22 protein-coding genes and 1 tRNA gene are annotated in these 18,975 nt (G+C 35.8%); 3 read left to right on the top strand and 20 right to left on the bottom strand.

The window, feature by feature from the left end; all coding sequences use genetic code 11:
• Nucleotides 1–2 precede the first annotated feature (2 nt).
• Entirely contained in the window at nt 3–443 is a 441-nt protein-coding gene (locus I2F23_RS09415) for a hypothetical protein (protein WP_195772347.1), read from the bottom strand.
• Nucleotides 444–690: 247 nt separating this feature from the next.
• Here I2F23_RS09415 and I2F23_RS09410 point away from each other — a divergent pair.
• Nucleotides 691–766 (top strand) — tRNA-Asn (locus I2F23_RS09410).
• Between the two features lie 79 nt (nt 767–845).
• On the opposite strand, the gene miaE is transcribed toward I2F23_RS09410, so the two are convergent.
• The 11 genes from miaE to I2F23_RS09355 form a co-directional block, all read right to left on the bottom strand.
• Nucleotides 846–1,496: a tRNA-(ms[2]io[6]A)-hydroxylase gene (gene miaE, locus I2F23_RS09405; RefSeq protein WP_195772346.1), complete on the bottom strand. Its 651-nt coding sequence runs from the start codon at nt 1,494–1,496 to the stop codon at nt 846–848.
• Nucleotides 1,497–1,498: 2 nt separating this feature from the next.
• On the bottom strand, nt 1,499–2,224 hold the full coding sequence (gene pdxJ, locus I2F23_RS09400; RefSeq protein WP_195772345.1) for a pyridoxine 5'-phosphate synthase: 726 nt from the start codon (nt 2,222–2,224) through the stop codon (nt 1,499–1,501).
• 12 nt (nt 2,225–2,236) lie between these two features.
• Nucleotides 2,237–2,944 carry a DNA repair protein RecO gene (gene recO / locus I2F23_RS09395; protein ID WP_195772344.1) on the bottom strand — a complete coding sequence of 236 codons (708 nt, stop codon included), beginning with the start codon at nt 2,942–2,944 and terminating at the stop codon, nt 2,237–2,239.
• Nucleotides 2,945–2,950: 6 nt separating this feature from the next.
• Nucleotides 2,951–3,130 carry an NF038104 family lipoprotein gene (locus tag I2F23_RS09390; protein WP_195772343.1) on the bottom strand — a complete coding sequence of 60 codons (180 nt, stop codon included), beginning with the start codon at nt 3,128–3,130 and terminating at the stop codon, nt 2,951–2,953.
• Between the two features lie 17 nt (nt 3,131–3,147).
• Entirely contained in the window at nt 3,148–4,170 is a 1,023-nt protein-coding gene (era, locus tag I2F23_RS09385; RefSeq protein WP_195772360.1) for a GTPase Era, read from the bottom strand.
• A 2-nt stretch (nt 4,171–4,172) separates the two neighbouring features.
• Nucleotides 4,173–4,874: a ribonuclease III gene (rnc, locus tag I2F23_RS09380; protein ID WP_195772342.1), complete on the bottom strand. Its 702-nt coding sequence runs from the start codon at nt 4,872–4,874 to the stop codon at nt 4,173–4,175.
• Nucleotides 4,875–5,075: 201 nt separating this feature from the next.
• Nucleotides 5,076–5,939 carry a signal peptidase I gene (gene lepB / locus I2F23_RS09375; protein WP_195772341.1) on the bottom strand — a complete coding sequence of 288 codons (864 nt, stop codon included), beginning with the start codon at nt 5,937–5,939 and terminating at the stop codon, nt 5,076–5,078.
• A 13-nt stretch (nt 5,940–5,952) separates the two neighbouring features.
• Nucleotides 5,953–7,776 carry a translation elongation factor 4 gene (gene lepA / locus I2F23_RS09370; protein WP_195772340.1) on the bottom strand — a complete coding sequence of 608 codons (1,824 nt, stop codon included), beginning with the start codon at nt 7,774–7,776 and terminating at the stop codon, nt 5,953–5,955.
• Between the two features lie 237 nt (nt 7,777–8,013).
• Nucleotides 8,014–8,628, bottom strand: a complete 615-nt coding sequence (locus tag I2F23_RS09365; protein ID WP_195772339.1) for a LysE family translocator — start codon at nt 8,626–8,628, stop codon at nt 8,014–8,016.
• Nucleotides 8,629–8,652: 24 nt separating this feature from the next.
• Entirely contained in the window at nt 8,653–9,270 is a 618-nt protein-coding gene (locus I2F23_RS09360) for an HAD-IB family phosphatase (RefSeq protein ID WP_195772338.1), read from the bottom strand.
• Between the two features lie 2 nt (nt 9,271–9,272).
• The gene (locus I2F23_RS09355) at nt 9,273–10,469 is read right to left on the bottom strand and encodes a DUF1615 family protein (RefSeq protein WP_195772337.1); all 1,197 of its coding nucleotides are present in this window, start codon (nt 10,467–10,469) and stop codon (nt 9,273–9,275) included.
• A 169-nt stretch (nt 10,470–10,638) separates the two neighbouring features.
• Between I2F23_RS09355 and I2F23_RS09350 the strand changes: the two genes are divergently transcribed.
• Nucleotides 10,639–10,848, top strand: coding sequence for a hypothetical protein (locus tag I2F23_RS09350; RefSeq protein WP_195772336.1), 210 nt, complete (start codon nt 10,639–10,641; stop codon nt 10,846–10,848).
• 46 nt (nt 10,849–10,894) lie between these two features.
• Here the strand turns inward: I2F23_RS09350 and proB are convergent, their stop codons facing one another.
• The 5 genes from proB to uvrB form a co-directional block, all read right to left on the bottom strand.
• Nucleotides 10,895–12,028 (bottom strand): glutamate 5-kinase, encoded by a 1,134-nt coding sequence (proB, locus tag I2F23_RS09345; protein ID WP_195772335.1) that lies wholly within the window; start codon nt 12,026–12,028, stop codon nt 10,895–10,897.
• 16 nt (nt 12,029–12,044) lie between these two features.
• Nucleotides 12,045–13,253: an Obg family GTPase CgtA gene (cgtA, locus tag I2F23_RS09340; RefSeq protein ID WP_195772334.1), complete on the bottom strand. Its 1,209-nt coding sequence runs from the start codon at nt 13,251–13,253 to the stop codon at nt 12,045–12,047.
• Nucleotides 13,254–13,398: 145 nt separating this feature from the next.
• Nucleotides 13,399–14,358 carry an EamA family transporter RarD gene (rarD, locus tag I2F23_RS09335; RefSeq protein WP_195772333.1) on the bottom strand — a complete coding sequence of 320 codons (960 nt, stop codon included), beginning with the start codon at nt 14,356–14,358 and terminating at the stop codon, nt 13,399–13,401.
• Between the two features lie 139 nt (nt 14,359–14,497).
• Complete coding sequence (locus I2F23_RS09330; RefSeq protein WP_407648015.1) at nt 14,498–15,076, bottom strand: lipocalin family protein; 579 nt, start codon at nt 15,074–15,076, stop codon at nt 14,498–14,500.
• A 79-nt stretch (nt 15,077–15,155) separates the two neighbouring features.
• Nucleotides 15,156–17,171, bottom strand: coding sequence for an excinuclease ABC subunit UvrB (uvrB, locus tag I2F23_RS09325; protein ID WP_195772331.1), 2,016 nt, complete (start codon nt 17,169–17,171; stop codon nt 15,156–15,158).
• Between the two features lie 135 nt (nt 17,172–17,306).
• Here uvrB and I2F23_RS09320 point away from each other — a divergent pair, with 135 nt between their 5' ends.
• On the top strand, nt 17,307–18,071 hold the full coding sequence (locus I2F23_RS09320; protein ID WP_195772330.1) for an A1S_2505 family phage non-structural protein: 765 nt from the start codon (nt 17,307–17,309) through the stop codon (nt 18,069–18,071).
• A gap of 62 nt (nt 18,072–18,133) precedes the next feature.
• On the opposite strand, the gene ykgO is transcribed toward I2F23_RS09320, so the two are convergent.
• The 3 genes from ykgO to I2F23_RS09305 form a co-directional block, all read right to left on the bottom strand.
• Nucleotides 18,134–18,259: a type B 50S ribosomal protein L36 gene (gene ykgO, locus I2F23_RS09315; RefSeq protein WP_023272165.1), complete on the bottom strand. Its 126-nt coding sequence runs from the start codon at nt 18,257–18,259 to the stop codon at nt 18,134–18,136.
• Nucleotides 18,260–18,358: 99 nt separating this feature from the next.
• Nucleotides 18,359–18,532, bottom strand: coding sequence for a hypothetical protein (locus I2F23_RS09310; RefSeq protein ID WP_195772329.1), 174 nt, complete (start codon nt 18,530–18,532; stop codon nt 18,359–18,361).
• 260 nt (nt 18,533–18,792) lie between these two features.
• Nucleotides 18,793–18,975 (bottom strand): transposase (locus I2F23_RS09305; protein WP_195772328.1); only part of this gene is annotated, 183 nt, incomplete at its 5' end.

The raw sequence follows: 18,975 nt of genomic DNA, 5'->3' as shown, positions 1-18,975 counted from the left end.
AGTTACGATGCCTTCGATTGATGGTGATCAGGTCGATCTAATGTAATAAAACTAAGATAAAAAGGTAAACTATCTGTATGAAGTTGTATATAAGAGGACTGATTAAGTTTTTCTATCCATACCTTAGCAGTCAATACATTGGTTTTTTTATCACGACCAAAAGCATAAATATAAAAACTCTCATCCACTAACGCTTTGTTTTGATACCAAAAATGATGATCTAAACTTTCTAATTTTTCTAAATAGGATGATGTCCATTTATGGCCAAACCAAAGTTGTAATAAGTCACCTAGATATAAAGCTTGGCAACTTACAATTGAGAATTTAATAGATGCGTCTTCTACAGGTTGATAATATTGCTGAGGATTTTTTAGAATTTGAATGTAATTCTTTTTGTAAAATTCGATATTTTGAAAAATAGATTGAATATTTAAAGTATGCATATCAGGCATTCTCCATTTTAGCCATTTTAGTGCTGGCAAGTTAGGTTAAATCCACACTGCTTCAAAAGAATTTGAAACACTTGTATCGTTCATTTCGATTAATTTAACAATATTTCAGATAAGTATGCAAATATTTTTCATAAATGTTTTTACAATGTTCAAATAAAGAGCATCTAAGCTTAAAATCGGAAAAAAACTTCTATTTACATTGACCTAAGATAAATTATCTATATAATCAACCACAGATTCTCCAATAGCTCAGTCGGTAGAGCGACGGACTGTTAATCCGCAGGTCCCTGGTTCGAGCCCAGGTTGGAGAGCCAGATTCAGAAAAGCCCATAATACTTATTATGGGCTTTTCTTATTTTAAAAGAATAAAAATTAAAAATAGCTGAGTATTACTCAGCTATTTTTTGGTACTCCACTATGGAATCTAAATACATTATCAGGCGATAAAATGAGATCTTTTTCTATTTCTCTAAAATAGTCAATACGCTGTTGAATATCTTCTTTTGGATTTTTCATCTTACTCGTTTGAGCAACATCCATTGCTAGTGCTAAATAATCTTCGTAATGTCTCGACTCAGATTTGAGTAAATAACGATAATAACGCCCTAATTCATCATCTACCAAAGGTGCCAAAGCATAAAATCGTTCACATGAGCGTGCCTCTACAAATGCACCAACAACAAGAATATCGATCAATGCTTCTGGTTCATATGTTCGAATATGCTTTCTTAAACCTGCTGCATAACGCCCTGCACTTAAGGCTTGCCAAGCCTGCCCTCGTGCTTTCATTAAATCCAATACCTGCTCATAATGTAGCATTTCTTCACGTACAAGCTGGGCAAGTTTCACTTGTAGATCATTAAAAAAGCTGTAGCGGAACATTAGATTCATTGCTGTTCCCGCTGCTTTTTTTTCACAATTGGCATGATCTTGCATAAGCAATTCAAGATTAGTTATTGCTATATCAAGCCATGCTTTAGGTGTTTCACAACCTAAGAAGCCAATGACTGGCTTCATGAGTTCTTCAAATTTCACTATTGACATTGTTATCTCTCAGCTAAAATAGCTGCTTTCATTTGTGAAACAGCCGTTGTCAATCCGACAAAAACGCTTTCAGCAATAATCGAATGACCAATATTTAACTCATGAATTTCTGGAATTTTCGCGATTAAACCCACATTTTGTAATGTTAAACCATGACCTGCATTAACAACTAAACCTTTACTAGCAGCATATTTTGCTGCATGAGCAATGCGTTTTAATTCTGTATTCTGTACTTCTAAACTTTCAGCATCTGCATATGCACCTGTATGTAACTCAATTGTTGGTGCACCGCATGCAACAGCAGCATCAATTTGTTGCTCATCTGCATCAATAAACAAAGATACATCACACCCGATATCTTTTAATGATGATGTTGCTGCTTTAATTTTTTCTAATTGTGATACTACGTCTAAACCACCTTCAGTCGTTAGCTCTTGGCGTCGTTCTGGTACAAAACAAATATGATGTGGCTTCACTTCTTTTGCAAATGCCACCATTTCATCTGTCACAGCCATTTCAAGGTTCATTCTTGTTTTGAGTAAAGGTCTCATACGTCTTACATCATCATCTTGTATATGACGACGGTCTTCCCTCAAGTGTAACGTAATTCCTTCTGCACCGGCTTCTTCACAAAGTAATGCCGCTTTTACTGGATCGGGATATGTTGTACCTCGGGCTTGCCTTAAAGTTGCAACATGATCAATATTAACGCCAAGTAAGATAGACATAAATATTCCTGTTTAATTTTGAAGTTGATGATGCTGTATCCATAATTGACGACTTTTTAGAGGACGATCGCCAAGTAAAGAGGTAATTAATTGTCGATAAAGGCTACTCAGAAACTTAAGCTGAGACACATTAAAATTTTCGTTAAATTGATAGGATTGCATTGAGAGTATCTGACTTCCTTCAAAGCCGTGATCGTCCTCATTTTTTAAAATAAACCCATCGCTTAGGCTAAATACATATTTTTTATCTAATTCAATTGGGTGATTAAATGAATTTTTTGTATAGTCTAAATCGTATCCCAACTCCCCTAAGAAAACATATTCAAATTTCCTAAGTAACTGACGAATAAAATCTTTTCCATTACTTTGCTGGCTTAAAAACTGTAGTTGTTCTATCGAATAATGATATTGTAAATATGTCTTAGGCATAGCTTCTTCAACCAAACAAAGTTTAAGTAGCAGTTCGTTTAAATAGAACCCACAAAAATATGCGTCACCATGGAAGAAAATAGGTTGGCTATCAATTTCCAATTGACTGAAGTTTTTAAGTTCAGACTTTCCAGATGCTAGGAGTTGTACAGGTTGAAATAAAGGAGGAATTGCCTGCCGTAGAATACCATCTATACGTCCATATTCATGACTAAAAAAATGAACAATATGACTTCGTTCTCTATACTTACGATAATGAATTAAATACCCATGTAAAACTTCATTACGCATTTGATATTAATCTTTTTTATCTTCGTGATCATCACCATCAGGTATTGCAGCTTTCACAACTGCTGTTGTTCCTTTCACTACACCTTTGGTCGTTTTATATGCCACTTTCACAGGTAAAGTCACAACACTCGTAATACAGCCTTGTAATAGCAACATTGTTGCAATTACACATACCCATTTTGTCATGACTTCACCTTTTTTATTTATATATCGCTATAGCCTAGACTTTTTAGAGCGCGCTCGTCATCAGACCAACCGCCTTTAATTTTAACCCAGAGCGTCAGCATAATTTTCTGCTCAAACATTTTTTCCATATCTAAGCGTGCTTCCATCCCAATCTTTTTAAGCTTAGCACCTTTATCACCAATAACGATTGCTTTTTGTCCTGATCTATCCACAAAAATAGTTGCATCGATATATGTACATGCCGGCTTTAGCTTTCCAGTTTTTTTATTTAATACTGGTTCTTCAGTTTTAAACGTTTCAATTTGAACCGTCAAGTCGTATGGTAACTCTTCACCTAACTGACGCATAATCTTTTCACGAATAATTTCGCTTGCAAGAAAACGTTCAGAACGATCTGTAACCTGATCGAAAGAATAAAGTGGCTGAGAGAATGGAAGATATTTTTCAATAATATCGCGAAGATGTTCTAAATTTGCACCACGCAAAGCAGATACAGGAACAATTTCAACAAAATTCATTAATTTTGTGCGTTCTTGAATAAGTGGTAGAAGCATTTTACGATCTTCTAATGTATCAATTTTATTGATAACAAGAATGACAGGCATTTCTGCATTTTGAAGCTTTTCTAATACAAGCTCATCGTTTTGTGTCCACTTATGACCATCTACAACGAATAGAACAAGATTTACATCACGAAGTGCAGAGTTTGCAGCACGGTTCATCATTTTATTGATTGCGCGTACTTCTTTCTTATGCATTCCTGGTGTATCTACATAAACTGCTTGTGACTTCTCACGAGAATCGATACCAACAATTTTATGTCTTGTCGTTTGAGGTTTACGTGAAGTAATAGAAAGTTTTTGACCCAGTAAGTGGTTCATTAATGTTGACTTACCAACATTTGGACGACCAACAATCGCTACGAATCCACTTTTAAAATCCGCAGGAATTTCTATATTTTGTGAACTAAAAAACTGATCAATCAAATCGTGTTTTTCAGCAGATGCATTGTTATCATCATGGTTTTGATCGGATGACATTGTCATGCAGTTTTGTGCTCCAATAATTTCAAAATTTCAGCCGCTGCTGCTTGCTCAGCAAATCGACGGCTACTCCCTTGCCCTTCTGTTACAGAAAAATCCTCTACACGGCAAACCACTTTAAAGTGTTGATTTGGTGCATCGCCTTGGATATCTGTCACTTCATATATTGGCAAAGGTTTTTTACGTGCTTGTAGATACTCTTGTAGTCGAGATTTTGGATCTTTGAGCTGATCCGTCGGTTCAATGTGACTTAGATAAGGCTGATACCATGTGAGAACAATTTTCTTTAAAAAGTCCAAACTCTCACAGTCTACATAAATTGCACCAATAATCGCTTCCACCGTATCTGCCAGAATAGACTCCCGATGATGACCACCTGATTTCAACTCTCCCGTACTCATAATCATATACGGACTAAGTTTCAAATCGTTTGCAATTTTGCCCAAAGCTTCTTGTCTGACAAGACTAGCACGCATGCGTGTTAAACGTCCCTCATTTTCATGAGGATAAGCATGGTATAAATAATTTGCGATTATCATACCTAACAATGAGTCACCTAAGAACTCTAGACGCTCATAGTTATATTTATGACTGACTGATCTATGGGTTAACGCAAGTTTTAATAACTCTGTATTTTTAAACTCATAACCAATTTGTAAAGCTAAACGCTGATTGTTTAGCCTGGACTGTCCTTTGGTCAAAACTATTCTCTAAAGTTAAATAATGAATACTTAAAAGCGAATGCTTTATTTCCTTAATTTTGTAATGGCTCTTGGTATTTTAAATTTCTATAGATAAATTCAGGGAAGCCTTGATAGCTTCCCTCTAAAATACAAACAACCATCACATTACAACAGAACCTGAATCGATATAAATATATCAGCTCATGATTTTATCAGTAACTACTTAATTGTACCATTTCTGCTAAAGCTTGGTAGGTGTAAACCCGGCTCTTTATGCATCCAGATATATACAGCTCGACCAATCAAGTTTTCTTCAGGTACAAAACCCCAAAAACGACTGTCCGAACTCTCATCTCGGTTGTCACCCATAGCAAAGTAATGTCCTTGCGGCACTGTTACTTCCCAATCATTTCCATCACTTTTAACAAAAGTTTGATTGTCTTTTACGACAAATGGAATAAGTGATTGATTTCCCGTACTCATCGCATAATTAAATTGTTCAATTAGTGGATTGCGATCAGATAAATGTCTCACCCAATGCTGATGCGTACCTAAAGTTTCTAAAGTATAATTTGCTTTAAAAGAAGATAAACTGTCTTTTTCACGATTTAGCGATGCAGTGGTCGTCGCAATCTGCTGACCATTAATATATAACGTATTGTTTGTATATTTAATATGGTCACCAGGTAAACCAACAACACGCTTAATGTAGCTAATACTCGGTTTTAGAGGGTAACGAAATACAAATACCTGTCCACGTTCTGGCTCACCGACTTGAATAACTTTAGTGTTCGCAATTGGTAATCTAACACCATAATCAAACTTGTTTACAAGAATATAATCGCCAGTTTCTAGTGTTGGTACCATAGAGTCTGAAGGAATATTAAATGGCTCAAAGAAAAATGAGCGCAAGACTAATACTACCGCCAAGACTGGCCAAAAGTCATAAGCCCATGTAATGATAAAATTTTCATTACCACGCCCTCTAGCTTCTCTTTGTTTAAAAACAAATTTATCAAGTAACCATACAATAAATAGAATTAAAGTAACGGGAACGAGGATTAAATTAAAATCAAAATCCATGAACTTTTAAACCTTATTTTTTATCGACTTGTAATGCTGCTAAGAAAGCTTCCTGTGGAATTTCTACACTCCCCACTTGCTTCATACGTTTTTTACCTTCTTTTTGCTTAGACAGCAATTTTTTCTTACGTGAAACATCACCGCCATAACATTTTGCTAACACGTTCTTACGCATTGCCTTTACTGTTGAACGAGCAATAATCTGTGCCCCAATAGCCGCTTGAATGGCAACATCAAACATTTGACGAGGAATAAGCTCTTTCATTTTTTCAACAAGCGAATTGCCACGATGACGAGCTTCATTACGGTGACAAATCATTGCTAATGCATCTACTTTATCGCCATTAATGAGTACATCAACTTTAACCAAGCTTGAGCTTTGAAAACGAACAAAGTTGTAATCTAACGATGCGAATCCTCGTGAACATGATTTTAGGCGATCAAAGAAATCCATAACGACTTCAGCCATAGGTACATCAAAAGTAACTGACACTTGATTACCTAAGTATTTCATGTCTTTTTGTATACCACGACGTTCTATACATAATGTAATCACATTACCTAGATACTCTTTAGGTACTAGAATATGACATTCTGCAATAGGTTCACGTAGATCTTCAACTGTTCCCCCATCAGGCATTTTTGAAGGGCTGTCAATATGAATGGTTTCACCAGACTTGGTTACTGCTTCATAAATTACAGTAGGTGCAGATGTAATTAAGTCTAGATCATACTCACGTTCTAGACGCTCTTGTACGATTTCCATATGTAGCATACCTAAGAAGCCACAACGGAAACCAAAACCAAGCGCATCTGAGCTTTCAGGTTCAAAGAAAAGCGCAGAATCGTTAATTTGTAATTTTTGTAATGCTTCACGAAATGGTTCGAAATCGCTTGCATCAATTGGAAAAAGACCCGCATAAACCTGCGGTTTTACTTTTTTGAAACCTGGTAATGATTTTACATCTGGGGTAGATGTAAGCGTAATCGTATCGCCGACAGGTGCACCAAAAATATTTTTAATACCTGCAATTACAAAGCCAACTTCGCCCGCTTCTAACATACCTGTTTCTGTATGCTTTGGACTAAATACACCTACAGAGGTCACTATATGTGACTGACCTGTAGATTTAATCAGCATTTTATCGCCTTTCTTAATACGGCCTTGTTTTACTCGAACTAACGATACTACACCTAAATAGTTATCAAACCATGAGTCTACAATTAGCGCTTGTAAATCTGCCTCTCTATCACCTTCAGGTGCAGGAATTACCTCAACTAAAGTTTCTAGAACACCTTCAACACCCATTCCTGTTTTTGCTGAACATGTCGGCGCATCGGTAGCTTCAATACCAATAATTTCTTCAATTTCATGAATAACACGCTCAGGCTCTGCTTGAGGTAAGTCAATCTTATTTAGAATTGGAAGAACTTCTAGCCCCTGATCTATCGCTGTGTAGCAGTTTGCAACGGATTGTGCTTCTACACCTTGTGCTGCATCTACAACAAGTAATGCGCCTTCACAAGCAGCCAAAGAACGAGATACTTCATATGAAAAGTCTACGTGCCCTGGAGTATCAATAAAATTAAGTTGGTATTCTTCACCGGTTTTTGGATGCGTATAATACAGCGTTACAGAAGCTGCTTTGATTGTAATTCCACGCTCACGCTCTAAATCCATCGAATCCAAAAATTGTGATTGCATTTCACGGTCTTGGAGTGCACCACACATCTGAATAAAACGGTCTGCCAAAGTAGATTTACCATGGTCAATATGTGCAATAATAGAGAAGTTTCGTATGTTACTGATTTTTACGGATTTTTTAGTTACAACCATGGATCACTCAAAATATATGTACACAATCATGTACTTATTAACTTAAGTACCCATGACGTGCAAAGAAATAAAATCTTAATAACGCCACAGTATAACATTTATGCCTAAAAAACATAGATTTTATAGAAAATTGTTTAATGGTTTCAGAATATTTTGCATACAAAGTATGACTTAAATGACGTCCTCTTCAGAACAAAATTACTATTGTCAGCAAATTGTGCAAATAAAACATTATATTTAGCGCTTAGTCATTGCAAGTTTTATTGCAAATAATATAAAGATTGATCCTGTCAACCGATCTAAGTTTTTAACAATACGGGGTTGCTTTAAATATTTTGAAATCGGCTTCATCAATTTAATAAGTGTAAAAGACCAAATTAAGCTAATTATTACATGCGTTAATACCAACAACATTACCCAAAACTCAACGTTTCCACCTTTAGGTATAAATTGAGGTAAAAATGAAATATAAAATATACCAACTTTAGGATTTAAAATATTGGTAAGAAAGCCTTTTAAAAACCAGTTTCTTTGTTGTTTTTTATCTAAAATATTATCTTCGATCGCACATCTAGGATTCAACAGTATTTTTATGCCAAGCCAACTTAAGTATATTGCTCCTATCCATTTTAAAATATTAAATGCAACTGCAGAAGTCGCAAGTAATGCCCCTAATCCACAAGCCACAATAGCTCCCCAAACGATGCAACCAAAGCTTACACCCATAGCAGTTTGCATTGCTTTCGATTGAGTTTCTAAACTGGCTGTTCTAATAATTAAGGTTGTATCTAAACCAGGTGTAATCGTTAAAACGAAAATTGCCACAAGAAAAGGGATAAATAATTCAATCACGCCATGCCATCCTTTGCCCTGATATTAATTAGAAATTCTTGGTAATTTATCATCTTTCCCAACAATAAAACTATGATGAGCAAGCGACAACATCGCATGATCCTCATGCGTATTTCCATATCCATACACGATATCATAATCATTAATGGCATATTTTTTCATAATTTGTTTTTTCTTTTCATCGCTACTGCAGTCTTCCCCCATATAGAGTCCAGTAAGCAAACCATTTACTATTTCTACTTTAGAGCAAATAAGATCAATATCTAGTAAATCACATAAAGGTTTCAAATATAGATCCACAGAAGCAGATACAAGAACAATTCGATGACCCAAAGCCTGATGTTGTTTTAACTGTGCCCATAAAATAGGATTAAAATCTGCCAATAAAGTTTTTGCATAGTTCTCACCATCAGCATGAATCTGTTTTGCATCTAGGCCTTCAAACATTGTATAAAAAAGTTTTTTTCTCATATCTGGAGCAGGATACAAATTTAAATAGTACTTTTTTACCCATGGAATAAGTGCAATTCCTTTTGCAATAACATAATGAGACTTTAAAACATAAAAAATAAATTTAGTAAAACTATCTCTTAAGTAAAGAGTTCCATCAAAATCAAATAATGCGAGTGATTGTTTTTTCATATTTAATGTAAATTTCTAGCGCGTCGCATACAAGATTCATATCTTGTATTTACACGTGTGGCATACCAGTTTGTATTATATTCTCTACTTAATTTAGGTCCAGAAATAATCACTTCTGGCATAATCGCATAGGGTGGCTTCTTACCTATTTTTTCTTGATATAGTCTTTGTACAGCAAGATAAGATTGTGTATTCTCAAATGATTGCTCTTTCTCCTCTTTTAAGTCTGCACGTAGTTTTTTAGGAGTAATAATAATACCATTCTCACTAAATAGTTTAGTTAATGCAATTTCAGACTGACTTTTGGCATTTTGCGGCTTACCATCTTTATTATAAAGCAATAAATCGCCATCTAAAGCTAAGTCCATTTTTGTAAGTTTTTTAAGACTCTGCTGAAATGCAGCATTACGACTAGAATACATACCTGAATTATAATCTGCAAATCGGTAAATCGGTTTGTTGTAATCCGTCGAATACAACATTAAACGATGTATACCATAATACAATCCACCATATTGCGTATATAGATCATCTCTCAACTGATAAATATTCAAATTATTTCGATTATATTCTTGAGCATAACTCACCTGCACTTGCATAGAGCCCAAAGTCGTAATTGGATTCATACGCTCACCAATATCTTGGCCAACAAATTTTGCGACACCTGTAATTGCGCTCACATGGTAATGTTTTGTCATATAGTCAAAAATTTGACGATACAATATGTCTAAGTCTTTTTCTGTTTTCACCTTTTTCATTTGGCTTAAATAACTGTTATTCGGTGTAGGTTGATTTTTTAAAACATCTTGGAAGTATACAGCAACTGCTCGACCTAGCTTATCCCCCAATTTATCGGTAAACTTTTCTTCTAGTCTATTATGTACTTCCTTAATCGCCTTTTGACCTAAACCTGGCACCTGAGGATTAGCTATAAAATTAGATTCTTGATCTACAATGGCAACAATGCTACAGACATTCTCTTTAGACTTTTCTATTTTTAAAGTATCCATAATTTCATTCATATCATGTGCCCATGAATCTCTTTGGCGGACATGTGAAGGAATGAGAGATTTTATTTGCTTTGTATTCATGATGGAATCATCATCTGATGATAAAACAGAATGCCCACCACAAGCCATTAACCCTGTAGATAATAAAACTATTAAAGAAATACGAGAAAATAGAAAAGAATTTTTCATATAGAACAATAAAACCCAAGACATAGCCAGAATAAGCCATAATTGCGCATTGTAATTTTTTTTATTATGAAAGTATATTGCTTTTATTGATTAAAATAAACGCAGCACAATTTTGTAAAACTCGTATTTATTTGTATAATTTTTAGAGATTCAAAATCTTTTATTTTTTATGAAATTACATTTATCCGAAACAGAACCCAAAATATCACTACGTAGTAAAGATCAAAATGGCAACCCTATCGAAAAAGATATGACCTACGATAGTTTACTTTTAACAGGCGCTTTAATCTCTATATTCCACGAAGGCTCAGTCACTGTAAATGACCAAGAAGGTAATCCAATTTTTGATATTAGTGTGAATTATCACAACAAAAATTAAATAAAAAGACCATACACGATTATGTATATGGTCTTTTTTTACTTATTCAATAAATTGCCATGTGGTTACGGTGAATCATTTCAAATGAACGAACTTCACCCAACACTTGTTGTACTTTTTCTGAAGAAAGCCCCTTCACAATATCGGCATAGCGTGAACTAAAATTCACTATACCTACAGCAACTCGTTTACCTTTTAAATCTACACATTCTACAACATCCCCACGTTCGAATTCGCCTTCAATAAAACGAACACCAACAGGTAGTAAGCTACGGTGTTTTAATGTAATAGCTTCAACCGCACCATTATCTAAAACTAAGCATCCGGCTGTTTGAGAGTGTGCTGCAAGCCACTGTTGACGTGCAGTAATTGGATCGCTATCTGCGACAAACAATGTTCCAAGCTCATCTCCTGCCATAAGCTTAGATAGCACTTCGTCACGCTCTCCACTTGCAACAATGGTCGGGCAACCAGAACGCGCGGCTAACCGTGCAGCTTTTACTTTAGTCACCATACCACCGGTTCCTAAAGCACCACCTCCACCAGCCATGCTAAACAATTCTTCATCTAATGCAGGTACTGTAGACAGTAGTTGTGCGTCAGGATTTGAGCGAGGATCCGCATTAAACATACCCTGTTGATCAGTCAAAATAATAAGTAAGTCTGCATTAACCTGACCTGCAACCATGGCTGCAAGCGTATCATTATCACCAAACTTAATATCGCCTGTAGATACCGTATCATTTTCATTAATGACTGGAATCACACGCCAATCTATTAAATGTTGTAATGCATCGCAAGAGTTTAAATAGCGTTGACGATCCGTCAAATCGTCATGTGTTAATAAAACTTGTGCAGTTTGAATATCATGTTCTTCTAAAATAGAAGACCATGTCTGCACAAGTCCCATTTGACCAATAGCTGCACATGCTTGGAGACTAGGTAGGTCTGAGGGTCGCTCGGTAAGTTTCATACGAACCATGCCTTCTGCAACAGCACCAGAAGAAACAAGAATAATTTCATGTCCAGCGTTATGCAATTTGGCAATCTGATGCACCCAATGGGTAATTGCATCAATATCTAAACCTTGGCCATTTGCCGTAAGCAAGGATGAGCCAATTTTAACAACGATTCGCTTACAATTTTCGAGCTGGCGTTGCCCATCTACTACCTTAATCATATCTCCTCAATCGTACTTAACGTACGTAATATACTTCCATTTCGTTATCATCATCGTCATTATCGTCGTCTTCATCGTCTAAACCTAAACGTTGCGCACGACGCTGTGCACGATATGCTTCTTTAGCCGCAAGTGTTTGCTCACGAGTTTCTTCTTCTAATTGATCACGGAAAGCCTTCATTTGTGCAGCATACTCAGGATCTTCAAGCTCTCTTTCACGCTGTTGCTCAATTTGATCCATTAAGTAATACACAACTTCTTTAGTACCACTTTCTAGTAGCCCTGAAGTCTTAAATGTCGGACCATCCCACTGTAATTCATTTAGAATATAGTCACACCATTCGTCACGTGTTGCTTCATCCAATTGATCAAGTTTATTTAAAACAAGAACAACTGGAAGCTTCGAAAGTGTTGGTGAGAATTTTTTCAGTTCATTCAGAATTGCTTTTGCATTATGTGTAGGGTCAGAACCATCAATAGGTTGCACATCGACAATATGTAAAAGGATTCTTGTTCTTGCAAGGTGTTTTAAGAAACGAATACCTAAACCTGCACCATCTGAAGCGCCTTCAATAAGCCCTGGAATATCAGCCATAACAAAAGAGCGATGACGGTCTGCATCGACAACACCTAAGTTAGGTACCATTGTAGTAAATGGATAGTCAGCAACTTTTGGTTTTGCAGCAGAAACTGCACGAATAAATGTAGATTTACCCGCATTTGGCATTCCAAGTAAACCTACGTCTGCAAGAACTTTCAGTTCTAAACGAATTTCTCTGAATTCGCCTTTAATACCTGTCGTAAATTTACGTGGTGCGCGGTTCGTAGAAGATTTGAAATGTGTATTTCCTAAACCACCATCGCCACCTTGTGCAACTAAGACACGCTGGCCTTGCGCTACTAGATCACCAATAATATCACCTGAATCTGTATCTACAATGGTCGTACCTACAGGAACATATAGTATAACGTCAGGTGCACCACGCCCTGCACAGTTTGCACCTGAACCATTTTTCCCACGTTCTGCACGGAATCTACGAGTATAACGGAAGTCAACTAATGTGCTGGTATTTTCATCGGCTTGTATGTATACACTTCCACCTCGACCACCATCGCCACCATCAGGGCCACCAAACGGTACAAACTTCTCACGGCGAAAACTGGCCACGCCATTGCCTCCGTCGCCAGCCTCTACGGTAATGACTGCTTCATCAACAAAGCGCATCTGCCAATCCTCTGATTCTATAAAACAAACTATTGTGGCATATTGTACCTGATTTCATGAATATTGATATGGTGAATTATTTTTATATCCGCATACTATTTACACGAACATGCATAAATTTAATAATTTTAGATGAAAATATGTTTTAACTGGCTTTATCTTGTTGCTTACGTGCACGCTTTAATCTCTTGGGAAGCTTTTCTACTTTTAGTAATAAATCTTCATGACGGCGTTGTTGTTTGTAAATATGGTAAACACCCTCAAAAACCAAAATCGCAACTGCACACCAAATTGGAATATAAGTAAATAATTCAGCACCACTAATTTTTTCTCCGATCATGAGTGAAGCGAGTGCTAGTAATACAGGCTCTAAATAGCTAAGTAGTCCAAATAAAACCATAGGTAAATATCGACTTGCTAAAATATATGAACCCAATCCAATAGCACTTAATATACCCAGTCCAGTAATAATAAAAATTAGATGTGATGAAAGTATGGTACCGAGTGAACCACCCTGCCAAGTGGATACAAAATAAATTGCTATAGGAAGTGCTAAAATATTATCTAACCAGAACCCACCTAAATGATCTGTTTTTATAATTTTACGTAAAAAGAAGTAGGCAGAATAACCAAAAGCAACCAGTGCAGTTTCCCAAGCAATGCTTCCAACTTTCCAAATTTCATGGCCTACACCTAAAATTGCACAAGCAACAGCAATTTTCTGAAAGTTAGATAATTTTTCTTTATAAAATAAAGCACCAATAAGTACGAGAACTAAAGGCAGTAAAAAATATCCTAAAGAAACTTGCATGCCTCTACCATGCATAGGCCCCCATAAGAACAACCACAATTGAAACCCACCCAATATCGCGGTTCCAATCACACCTAAAATAAGCTGAGGTTGTTTTAGAATTCTTTGAAAAATCTCTGAAATATAATGTAGGTCACGACTAAGCCACATAAATAAGGTGAGAAATGGTAAAAAAGAAATGACACGCCAACCGAACACCTGCGAACCATCAAAAGCATGTAATAGCTGACTATAGAAATATAAAATTCCAAACACACTAGAGGCTAAAACAGATAGCAAAATCCCTTTAAGCATATAAAACCTCTACTCCAAGCTGTAGAACGAAAAGTGCGTTAGGTTGGTATAACCTAACGCACTTAAACTAGATGATTTAGTTTTTAAAACCAAGTAAAAACCCAAATATATTTAGTCTAATATTCCCTTAAGAATTCAACTATCTTTCAGTTTGTTCTGTAATGTGTAAATCACTCACATCATATCCAATTTCTTTAGCATAATTTAAATACTCGTGCCAAACGTCTGGGTGAATATGAGGTGTTCTAGCAAGTATCCATAAATACTTCCTAGCTGGATCACCCACCATGACTGTTTGATAGTTTTCATCAATTTTCAGCACCCAGTAATCACCTCGTCCTATAGGTAACCATCGTATTGAATCTGGAAGAAAACTTACTTTCAGTTGACTATCGTACGGCGGATTCATAATAAATGCCTCACCTTTAGCCACACTGCGAACATCGCCTTGTTTTAAGCATGAATTTTCAACATCTACGTTTCCATTCACATTTAATGTATAGGTTGCTTGTACATCTTTAAGGCATTGGCGTTGAAAATACATTGGTTTTCTAGCAATTTCATACCATGTTCCCAGATATTTAGTAAGGTCCAACTTATGTACAGCTGTGATCGGTGGTTTTACCGTTTGTGTATTGGCTTGCACAGCGTTAAACAAGCACATTACGCCAACAACCCCACCAATCAAACATAAAATTTTGTGACTTTTTTTCATCATTATATTCCTCACTTTATATTCAAAACATAGCGACAAACCAGACAGTAAACTACTTCTTTTATGTAAATCTCAAAATAGATCACTGTAAAAGATGAGATTTTAAAGTCACTATTTGATCACGTATTTCTGCAGCTTGCTCAAACTGTAGCTCTTTGGATGCTTTTAACATCTCTTTCTCAAGTTTTGCCAAATGCTTGGCCAGTAATTTAGGATCAGAAACAATATGCTGTTCATCTGCACTTAGCTTAGAATTTACTGGAATATCTACAGGTATTTCATCATCAAATACTTCACCAGTATCAATCTCTTTAACGACCTGTCTAACCGCACTTCGTGGCGTAATGCCATGTTCTTCATTAAAGGCCAACTGCTTTTCACGACGACGTTCGGTTTCATCCATTGCTTTTCGCATTGAGTCAGTAATGCGGTCTGCATATAAAATAGCTTTACCTTTAATATTACGCGCAGCACGACCTATAGTTTGAATGAGTGAACGCTCTGATCGCAAAAACCCTTCTTTATCTGCATCTAAAATTGCAACAAGCGAAACCTCTGGCATATCTAACCCCTCACGGAGTAAGTTAATACCGACTAAAACGTCATGAATACCAGAACGTAGTTCATGAATAATTTTAACACGCTCTACGGTATCAATATCTGAATGTAAATAAGCAACTTTAATCCCATATTCTTTTAAATAAGAAGTTAGATCCTCAGCCATCCGTTTAGTCAAAGTTGTAATCAAAACACGCTCATCTTGCTCACGGCGTAAATTAATTTCAGACAACACATCATCAACTTGTGTTAATACAGGGCGTACTTCTATTTCAGGGTCAATTAATCCTGTTGGTCGAACGACTTGTTCTACCACCTGTTCTGCATGCTCTAACTCATATATTGCAGGCGTTGCACTCACATACAAAGTCGTTGGAGTAATACGTTCCCACTCTTCAAACTTCATAGGACGGTTATCCAATGCACTTGGTAAACGGAAACCATAATTCACTAAATTTTCTTTTCTAGAACGGTCACCTTTATACATTGCGCCAATTTGAGGAATTGTTACATGAGACTCATCAATAATTAACAATGCATCTTCAGGAATATAGTCAAAAAGTGTTGGTGGTGCAGCACCTTCCTCTCGACCAGACAAATGTCGTGAATAATTTTCAATCCCATTGGTATAACCAAGCTGTTGCATCATTTCTAAATCATAACGTGTTCTTTGCTCAATACGCTGTGCCTCAAGCAATTTGTCATGGGCTTTTAAAAACGCTATACGGTCTTTTAGCTCGTCTTTAATTGTACCAATGGCGCGTTGTAAATTATCTTTAGGCGTTACATAGTGACTTTTTGGATAAATCGTCACACGAGGTACTTTCCGAATCATTTTCCCATTAATTGGATCAAACCATCTTATTGAATCAACTTCATCATCAAAAAGTTCAATACGAATCGCATATTGCTCTGATTCTGCTGGAAAAATATCAATAATCTCTCCACGTATACGATAGGTCCCGCGTAAAAACTCCAAATCGTTACGTGTATACTGCATTTCTACCAATCGACGAATAATATCATCACGACTTGTACGGTCATTTTCGACAATATGCAATAACATCTGCATATATGCTTCAGGATCACCTAAACCATAGATCGCCGAGACAGATGCTATAATAATTGCGTCTTTTCTTTCTAATAATGCGCGTGTGGCAGACAATCTCATCTGATCAATATGATCATTAATCGCAGCATCTTTTTCAATGAAAGTGTCTGAAGAAGGTACATAAGCTTCTGGTTGATAATAGTCATAGTAGCTTACAAAATATTCAACAGCATTGTGAGGAAAGAAAGATTTAAACTCTCCATACAACTGTGCAGCGAGTGTTTTATTGTGTGCCATGATAATGGTCGGTCGTTGTAACTCTGCAATTACATTTGCCATAGTATATGTCTTTCCAGACCCTGTCACACCAAGTAACAGTTGATTCTTCATCCCCTTTTTTACACCTGATACGAGTTTTTCAATTGCCTGAGGCTGGTCTCCTGCTGGCTCATAGGTTGTTACAAGTTCAAAAGGTTGATGATCACTCACTCTTATCTCTCTTTATTTGTTTATAAGCTTTTATATATATTGTACTGATTTTTTAATCTTCAAGGATATATCTTGACGGATAGGTGGATCAATCACATTATAAAATGAAAAGAAAGTATCTGAATGAGTCTAAGCATGCGATATCAGTATCACGATGAACACATCATTAAATCTTTACCTGAAAACCATATTTTTGTTTTTGGAAGCGATTTAGCAGGAAGACATGAAGAAGGTGGTGCAAGAATTGCTCAACAGCATTTTGGTGCTGTAAAAGGTGTAAGTCGTGGGTGGATGGGACAAAGTTTTGCTATCCCTACTCTTGATCGAAGCTTGGCTCCACTTAGTTGTGAAGAAATTGTATCTTATATTGACGATTTTAAAATTTATACGCAAAACCATCTTTCAACAATGTACTTTATTACAGCTTTAGGCTGTGGTCTAGCAGGTAATCCCGTCTCTAAAATTGCGCCTCTATTTAAAGGTATTTCTAATAACGTTATTCTACCCGAATCATTTCAAGTTTTTTTAGAGGAAAATATCCAAACTATTTACCCACCTTTAACACAATCTTTTATCCATCAGTTTTTTATACAATATAAAGAAGAAACTGAGAAAAATTTACTAGAGATAGGTGGAATCTATAAACCACTTATAAATAAAATTTTAGATGAAGATATCTTTCCAACCGATCGTTATGGAAGAAATAGAACATACGAAATTGATGATATTACTTATCAGGTCAAATCCAAGATTCCAGAGCTATACTCACCTGAAAATAAAGAGCAGTGGATTTCCAGTCTGATACTTATCTTTATGGAAATTTACGAATTTAATGAAAAGGACTTCATAGATTTATGGAAAGGGAAAAAAATATTAAAACATCCAATAGATCATTCATAAAACAAACTTAATAAAAAAGTGAGACAATGCTCACTTTTTTATTTTTAATGGTACCGTGCATTTTAACCTTGACGAGCTTTAAATCGAGGATTTGACTTACAAATAACGTAAAGCTTTCCACGACGACGAACAATTTGACAATCTGCTGAACGGCGTTTTGCACTTTTTAGTGATGATAATACTTGCATAAAATAAACTCCATAAAGTATATGTTATAACATAACACAAGGTACTCTAAAAAAATAGAGGTTAATGAGAATTAATTTCAATAACCTCTATTGATATATTTAGCGCTTACCCATGGAGCGACGAGTTCCTCTAGGAGGCATCCAAGTCCGATCTGCATATTGTTCAGGTTTCGGTCTTACTTGATTATGTGCTTCTGTATCTTTGTCCATTTCATCTTTCTTCATAGGAAAAGGAAGTTTTACAGCAGGTTTTTTTGCTTTGGTCTGGCTCATATCACTTACAACATTCAATACATCTTTGGACTATTTTAATCTTTTTTTATGAAAATGACGAACTTTTAAATATATCATTTTATAGCAAAAGAAATATTAAATATTTTTCCTTACCCTTTTTCACCATCTAAACCAAATTAATATGATTTTTATTAGATATATTTAAACTGAAAAAAATCACACAAATATGAACTATAAATAGAAAAAAATTCTAATGCTGCCCAAAATAAATAAAATATTGCGTAATATAGTCAAACAATCTAATTACTCATACAAAAATGAAAAAACATCTGAAAGAGTCGATCAATACAATCCTCTTGCCATTCTTTTCTCTTTTTCTTAATCCATGCCCAAGTCTTTTCAATAGAATTCAAATCAGGGCTATAAGGCGGTAACCATAAAATCTGATGCCCATGATGTTCTAGTAACTCCTGTGTGTCTGC

The sequence above is a fragment of the Acinetobacter pollinis genome (assembly GCF_015627175.1).
Classification (GTDB): Bacteria; Pseudomonadota; Gammaproteobacteria; order Pseudomonadales; family Moraxellaceae; genus Acinetobacter; species Acinetobacter pollinis.
The sequence above is the reverse complement of the archived record's forward strand: the minus strand, read 5'-3'. Positions and strand labels throughout refer to the sequence as shown.

Coding starts and splice junctions, on each gene's coding strand:
- lepB (WP_195772341.1), bottom strand. CDS start 5,939: ATGGATTTTGATTTTAATTTAATCCTCGTTCCCGTTACTTTAATTCTA.
- I2F23_RS09355 (WP_195772337.1), bottom strand. CDS start 10,469: ATGAAAAATTCTTTTCTATTTTCTCGTATTTCTTTAATAGTTTTATTA.
- I2F23_RS09390 (WP_195772343.1), bottom strand. CDS start 3,130: ATGACAAAATGGGTATGTGTAATTGCAACAATGTTGCTATTACAAGGC.
- rarD (WP_195772333.1), bottom strand. CDS start 14,358: ATGCTTAAAGGGATTTTGCTATCTGTTTTAGCCTCTAGTGTGTTTGGA.
- proB (WP_195772335.1), bottom strand. CDS start 12,028: ATGATTAAGGTAGTAGATGGGCAACGCCAGCTCGAAAATTGTAAGCGA.
- era (WP_195772360.1), bottom strand. CDS start 4,170: ATGTCATCCGATCAAAACCATGATGATAACAATGCATCTGCTGAAAAA.
- ykgO (WP_023272165.1), bottom strand. CDS start 18,259: ATGCAAGTATTATCATCACTAAAAAGTGCAAAACGCCGTTCAGCAGAT.
- I2F23_RS09320 (WP_195772330.1), top strand. CDS start 17,307: ATGCGATATCAGTATCACGATGAACACATCATTAAATCTTTACCTGAA.
- recO (WP_195772344.1), bottom strand. CDS start 2,944: ATGCGTAATGAAGTTTTACATGGGTATTTAATTCATTATCGTAAGTAT.
- I2F23_RS09415 (WP_195772347.1), bottom strand. CDS start 443: ATGCATACTTTAAATATTCAATCTATTTTTCAAAATATCGAATTTTAC.
- miaE (WP_195772346.1), bottom strand. CDS start 1,496: ATGTCAATAGTGAAATTTGAAGAACTCATGAAGCCAGTCATTGGCTTC.
- I2F23_RS09310 (WP_195772329.1), bottom strand. CDS start 18,532: ATGAGCCAGACCAAAGCAAAAAAACCTGCTGTAAAACTTCCTTTTCCT.
- cgtA (WP_195772334.1), bottom strand. CDS start 13,253: ATGCGCTTTGTTGATGAAGCAGTCATTACCGTAGAGGCTGGCGACGGA.
- I2F23_RS09330 (WP_407648015.1), bottom strand. CDS start 15,076: ATGATGAAAAAAAGTCACAAAATTTTATGTTTGATTGGTGGGGTTGTT.
- pdxJ (WP_195772345.1), bottom strand. CDS start 2,224: ATGTCTATCTTACTTGGCGTTAATATTGATCATGTTGCAACTTTAAGG.
- lepA (WP_195772340.1), bottom strand. CDS start 7,776: ATGGTTGTAACTAAAAAATCCGTAAAAATCAGTAACATACGAAACTTC.
- I2F23_RS09360 (WP_195772338.1), bottom strand. CDS start 9,270: ATGAAAAAACAATCACTCGCATTATTTGATTTTGATGGAACTCTTTAC.
- I2F23_RS09350 (WP_195772336.1), top strand. CDS start 10,639: ATGAAATTACATTTATCCGAAACAGAACCCAAAATATCACTACGTAGT.